Below are 4,814 nucleotides of genomic sequence, written 5' to 3'. Positions count from 1 at the left end.
CGAAGGAGAAGGCAAGAACCAACACGCCGAATCGAGTTACCCCGCCCGATTCGGACGAGGCGAACGTGTCCGTGACCAGGAGTACCAAAGCACTGTAGCAAGCCAGAACCATCGAGAGCGCGACGCCAAGTACCACGGCACGGCGAATGAAGACACGGATATCGAAGAGCTGGTGGCGGATCACCGCGTAGGCAACAGAGAGCAGAAAAAGCAAGGTCGAGAGCGGTCCGACATCAATCCAACGGAAGTCATTGAAGGTATAGGGAAGAAGGGCGTTGGTCACCAGAGAGATCACCCCGGTTGCTAGAGTGCCCCAGCCAAGTAGCAGGAGCCTATCTCGGTGCGGGGAAGCTACCCAGTCACTGGAGCGAAACGCCAGCCACAGCGTCGCGGCCAGTATCCCGATGACATGGATTACGTAGAGCGCAAACAGCGGCCCGTAGACCGTCTCATGCCCACCAGTAATACCCGTGCCGACCAGCTCAGCCTTGTCTATCCAGGGGGTAGTAGCGCTGATGAAGGCAAGGGCAACCGAGAGCCAGAGCAGCCAGGTATCGCTGGCATGGGAAGGGAGAGCAGCAACGGCCTTGACGAACCTAAAGCCGAAGTAGACTGCAAGGCTCACGGCGGCGAAGTTCACTCGGCCAACCAACAGAACATAACCAGGATCGTCTGAGCGTCCGAAGAGGAATAGGGTTACCACCCAGACGAGGAGGGCTAGGCACGAGGCCACAAACCAGCGCACAACGGGCGAGCTGCCCTCACGAACGAGAAGGAAGATCGAGGCACCCGCCAGCAAGAGAGCACAGAGAGCGTACAGGACTTCGGCGAGGATCGAGTTCATCGAGCAAAGGGAGAGTTCATCTACCCCATCGTCGCATATTTACCGTGCCGCCTCAAGCCGCTGCAAGTGGCCTGGGCTGCAGCTCTGTAGCTTTAGGCTGTAGGGCGGCAGTGAAGATGCTCCGGTAAGTTGTCGAGACGAGGGCACGCTCGGCCAGCGATCCAGCGACCTCGCGGACGGACAGACTACAGGGGTAGCAGGCCTCTCCCCAGTGCTCCCGAAGCTCCCCGATTACCACGAGCGGCCAACCCAGTAGGCGATAGCACCGAAGCATCTTAGGCGTTGCTTCAAGCCAGACAGTCTTGACTTGGTTCTCCACGCAGTAGCGCCACAGTGCCGAGCCAAGCTGCCAGAACGCCGCGCCGCTGTCCTTGCCACGATACTCGGGAAGCACCGCCAGAACCGCCGCGTGCAGTACTCCAGAAGTGGCATCTTGTATGGCAAGCTCGGGCCAGACTTGGTGAGTGGGAACCTCACCTGCTTCATCGGGTGTGACGAGCTGGAGTCCGCCCACAAGTAGTTCACCATTCCAGACGCCAAAGTATACTGAGCGCTCCACATGTGCGCGAAGCTGATCGCCCGGCTGCCAGCTTTCTGCCGCAGCGATCCGCTCGAACAAGGTGATGACCTCATGACACCGCGCACAGGTCGCTTGGTCGGTACGAAGATTCAGTACTGCACTCATGAAGTGCCAGTATACCGTATTTATACAGTGTGTGATTATGCAGTGCTGTTTTATGCTGTGGCACTTCATACACCCGTTCATTATGGTGCTGGGTATGGAACAACCCGATAAGACCTCGGACCAGTCTGATAACTCGGACCAGTCTGATAAGATGCCACCCCAACATAAAGAGACATTACGTCAGCTTGAAACTAGTACCGCGGCTGCTCCCACTACAGCAAGAGGTAACCTGGCATTGCAGGTTGCCATTGGCAAGCGTATCCGCCAGAGACGAGAGCAAAAAGGCATGGCTCAAGAAACCTTTGCTTATGAGGCGGGCTTCAACCGTGCTTGGTATGGCTCGATCGAGCGGGGCCGCTACAATATCACCGCATCCAACCTAGCTCGCATCGCCCTAGCACTTGGTGTTGAAGTCGGTGAACTCTTCCCCAGCCAAGTAGAAATGGGTGGTTTGCTTGCCAATTTATCTGAGGAAAACCTGGACTAAAGCTTCTCAGAATCTCCAGGTTTTAGGTACAAACAATCCATTGGCAATCACAAAGTAAGTCAATGATCAGGCAAACAAAATTGACTTCGCGGACATAAAGGAAAATAAAAATGGGACGACGACCGAAAGCTGCTATCGAAGTGGCGGCAGTGGAAGAGACGGTGGCAATAGTAGCGCCTGTGGTTAGGCGACGGCGTAGAAGCTCTGTGGTGGATCATGGGCCCCAAGCCCAGATTCTCATAGACTCACTACTTCGAGGGCGAGGTGCTACTGTGCAAGTCAGGAAGAGGCGCTTGCCGTAGTGCTCTGGGCACGAGGGGTTCATGCGGAAGCGGAGGAGCTAAAGACGCTCACCACTAGGGTGCGCCGCGCCAAGACTCTAAACGCCGCCGAGCGCCAGGTTGCTCTCACGCTCAACCAGACACTGCTCGATGGGGTACTGGCGGGAAGCCTAATCGTGGGCGTGAACGCATCGGGAACCGTCTCCTTCCGCCAAGCCGCGTAAGTCAAATCCAAGCTCCGCTGTTCAAGCAGAATACGGAGCTTCTATCTGGAGGAGCGGAGTTTATTGAGTTTCTGGACATTGAGCGCTTTCCAACGAAGACCAGGATGCTCACGAACCCACTCCGAAACGTCACCATCCATACCCAGAAGCTCAGGCAATATCTCGCCACGACCCGCCAGCGCCTCAAGGAACGCCAGCTCTCCCTCACTCAGAGGCAGCACCACACCGAGCGCCTCCTTCGTCTCGGCAAGCAGACGACCCGGCATACCGGAATCACGGAAATGCTGGGCAGCAGCACCGCGAAGCAGAGGCAAGACGTCACCCTCCAGACGATCCACAGACTTGTCGATGTCCTCAATACTCACCTTGCGCCAGTCCTCGATGTTCATGCCACCGTAGAGCACGAAAGCACGACGAAGAGTTGGGATGTCCCACGAGCGCGTTGTCAGAAGAAGGTGCGTATCGTAGAGATCACGGCTCGCACGACGGGCAATCAGCGCCGTCAGCTTGCCCGCCGCCAGCTCGTAATCGTTCATCGTCAGAACGCCCCGCGCCTGAATCGGAAGGCTTACCGGACTGTCACGGCGCACTAGATCAAACAGAGGAACCCGGTAGAGGTAGTTCACCTCCACCTTGAGCGAATCCTGACTCCCCAGCACATTGGTGTAGCCCAAAGTCCAGCTCGTTAAGGCATGGGCGAACTTGGGAGCCTGCACACGAAGAGCCAACCGCCGAGCGATGAGAGCGATGTCCGCCTCGATGCCAGGACGTGCTGCCTGCATCGCGACCAGCTCACGCTCCCCCACGTAGTTCAGGTCAATATCTACCGAGAGGCGCGGTAGGTCAAAGACAAACAGGTTCAGCGCCGTCCCCCCCTTCAAGGCCAGAACGTCCTTCAGGGTCGGATGCTCACTGAAAGCCACGAGGAACTCCACCAGGCGCACCACCTTCTCCAGTGCACTGACCTGAAAGCCTAAAGTGCCCGCATACCCCTCCAGCTGCTCACGAGAAAACTTCATGCCAAAATCTCCTCATAGGCTTCTTCACCCAAGAGCGTGGGAACCATCAGGTTCCACTCGGGGATGAACTTGGCGCGTCCGGGAACCTGACCCACAATCCTATCTCGAAGCACGTAGTGTGCTCGCTTGGGGCGGTGCGCTCGCAGGCGCTCTAAAGTTCCCTCTGGCACCCGTAGGCGCTCCTGGTGCTGGCTCAGGAAGTAACCCACCTTCGCCGCTGTCGTTGCTGTGCGCAGCTTCAGGGTGTACTCCAGCAGTAGCGCCAGATTCAGGTAGGCATCCAGCCCTTCCAGCGAGTGCCAGACCTCTTCCCAGCCACCCGAGAGCATCGGACGATCCAGGCAGTCCACGAGAGTTCGCTCCAAGTCGGTAACTCGAACGGAGAGTCCCTGCCGATCCCAAGTTTCAATGCCTAAAGTCAGTGCATCGGAAACGGGCAGCTCACGCGGAGGCGGCACGGCGCGATAGAGGGTTCCGCGAAAGCGCAAGGGGTTGACAAACGACTGATCCGAGAGCACAACGATCTCCTCCCGGAGTGAGTGTGCCAGACCATGCAAGGCAAGCGCCCCATGGTAGGCGATGACTGCATCGGGTGTAAGACGAGAAGCAATGAGAAAACTATCTACCGGCTGCTGAGCGGGGGTTCTGTGAGCAGGCACTGTAGCATAAAGCCCGCGTCGGACGAGCAGAACATGCCCCGCCTTCTTATGGTAGCTCAGCAACGCCTTTCGGGCCTGGGCAAGCCGCTCAGGTGCTGCATTTTCTGTACGCTTTATCGCCAAGAAGCGATCTAGCTCCTCGGTGGTAAAAAGCGGGTACTGGGAAAAGAAGGCGTCTATCTCCATTTGACAAAATTTATTGAAAGATAGGTTTATTTTACTACCTACAATAGTATCTGTCAAACAGAGTTGTCGGTTCCTGGTTTAACTGGGCTATGACTGCTCGATTCTGAGAAGGTCGCGCAGCACCTCGCAAGTGGGAAACAGCTCCCCCACCTCGACCCCGAGCGCCACTGCGATCTTCGCTAAGTTGATGGCGGTCGGGCTGTACTTGCCCCGCTCAATCCCACCGTAGTAGCTCCGGTCTATCCCCGCCTCGTAGGCAAAGACTTCCTGAGCTATTCCCTTTCCTTCACGAAGCGCCCGGATTCTTGCCGCGACTGCTTGGAGAAGAGGGTCGCGATTCTCCAGAGTTTTTCTCTTTTGCATCCCAATAGGATTGAAGAAAAAGCGGATACAAACCACGGGAATAATCACACAGTATAAAACACCACG

General features: G+C 56.8%; 7 protein-coding genes. 2 read left to right on the top strand and 5 right to left on the bottom strand.

All coding sequences use genetic code 11. From position 1 onward, the window contains the following. Both ACH2EH_RS10355 and ACH2EH_RS10350 read right to left on the bottom strand, forming a co-directional pair. The coding region (locus ACH2EH_RS10355; protein ID WP_395141387.1) for a histidine kinase N-terminal 7TM domain-containing protein at window positions 1-844 on the bottom strand (844 nt) is incomplete at its 3' end. Between the two features lie 52 nt (window positions 845-896). Then, on the bottom strand, window positions 897-1,529 hold the full coding sequence (locus ACH2EH_RS10350) for a hypothetical protein (protein WP_395141385.1): 633 nt from the start codon (window positions 1,527-1,529) through the stop codon (window positions 897-899). 94 nt (window positions 1,530-1,623) lie between these two features. On the opposite strand from ACH2EH_RS10350, the gene ACH2EH_RS10345 reads away from it, so the two are divergent. Together ACH2EH_RS10345 and ACH2EH_RS10340 are read left to right on the top strand one after the other, a co-directional pair. Next, a complete protein-coding gene (locus ACH2EH_RS10345; protein WP_395141383.1) occupies window positions 1,624-2,016 on the top strand; it encodes a helix-turn-helix domain-containing protein in 393 nt (130 codons plus the stop codon). Between the two features lie 301 nt (window positions 2,017-2,317). Continuing rightward, window positions 2,318-2,521: a hypothetical protein gene (locus ACH2EH_RS10340; protein WP_395141381.1), complete on the top strand. Its 204-nt coding sequence runs from the start codon at window positions 2,318-2,320 to the stop codon at window positions 2,519-2,521. A gap of 41 nt (window positions 2,522-2,562) precedes the next feature. Here ACH2EH_RS10340 and ACH2EH_RS10335 read toward each other — a convergent pair whose 3' ends face one another. The 3 genes from ACH2EH_RS10335 to ACH2EH_RS10325 all read right to left on the bottom strand — a co-directional run. After that, a complete protein-coding gene (locus tag ACH2EH_RS10335; protein WP_395141379.1) occupies window positions 2,563-3,540 on the bottom strand; it encodes a nucleotidyl transferase AbiEii/AbiGii toxin family protein in 978 nt (325 codons plus the stop codon). Beyond that, window positions 3,537-4,385, bottom strand: a complete 849-nt coding sequence (locus tag ACH2EH_RS10330; protein ID WP_395141377.1) for a transcriptional regulator — start codon at window positions 4,383-4,385, stop codon at window positions 3,537-3,539. Before ACH2EH_RS10330 ends, ACH2EH_RS10335 begins: the two co-directional genes overlap by 4 nt. 87 nt (window positions 4,386-4,472) lie before the next feature. Then, window positions 4,473-4,814 (bottom strand): helix-turn-helix domain-containing protein (locus ACH2EH_RS10325; protein ID WP_395141375.1); only part of this gene is annotated, 342 nt, incomplete at its 5' end.

The sequence above is a fragment of the Armatimonas sp. genome (assembly GCF_043760365.1).
In the GTDB taxonomy this organism is placed as follows: Bacteria; Armatimonadota; Armatimonadia; order Armatimonadales; family Armatimonadaceae; genus Armatimonas.
The sequence above is the reverse complement of the archived record's forward strand: the minus strand, read 5'-3'. Positions and strand labels throughout refer to the sequence as shown.

What these genes read in the sequence shown, in the direction of transcription:
- ACH2EH_RS10350 (WP_395141385.1), bottom strand. Translation starts at nt 1,529, where the DNA reads ATGAGTGCAGTACTGAATCTTCGTACCGACCAAGCGACCTGTGCGCGG.
- ACH2EH_RS10345 (WP_395141383.1), top strand. Translation starts at nt 1,624, where the DNA reads ATGGAACAACCCGATAAGACCTCGGACCAGTCTGATAACTCGGACCAG.
- ACH2EH_RS10335 (WP_395141379.1), bottom strand. Translation starts at nt 3,540, where the DNA reads ATGAAGTTTTCTCGTGAGCAGCTGGAGGGGTATGCGGGCACTTTAGGC.
- ACH2EH_RS10330 (WP_395141377.1), bottom strand. Translation starts at nt 4,385, where the DNA reads ATGGAGATAGACGCCTTCTTTTCCCAGTACCCGCTTTTTACCACCGAG.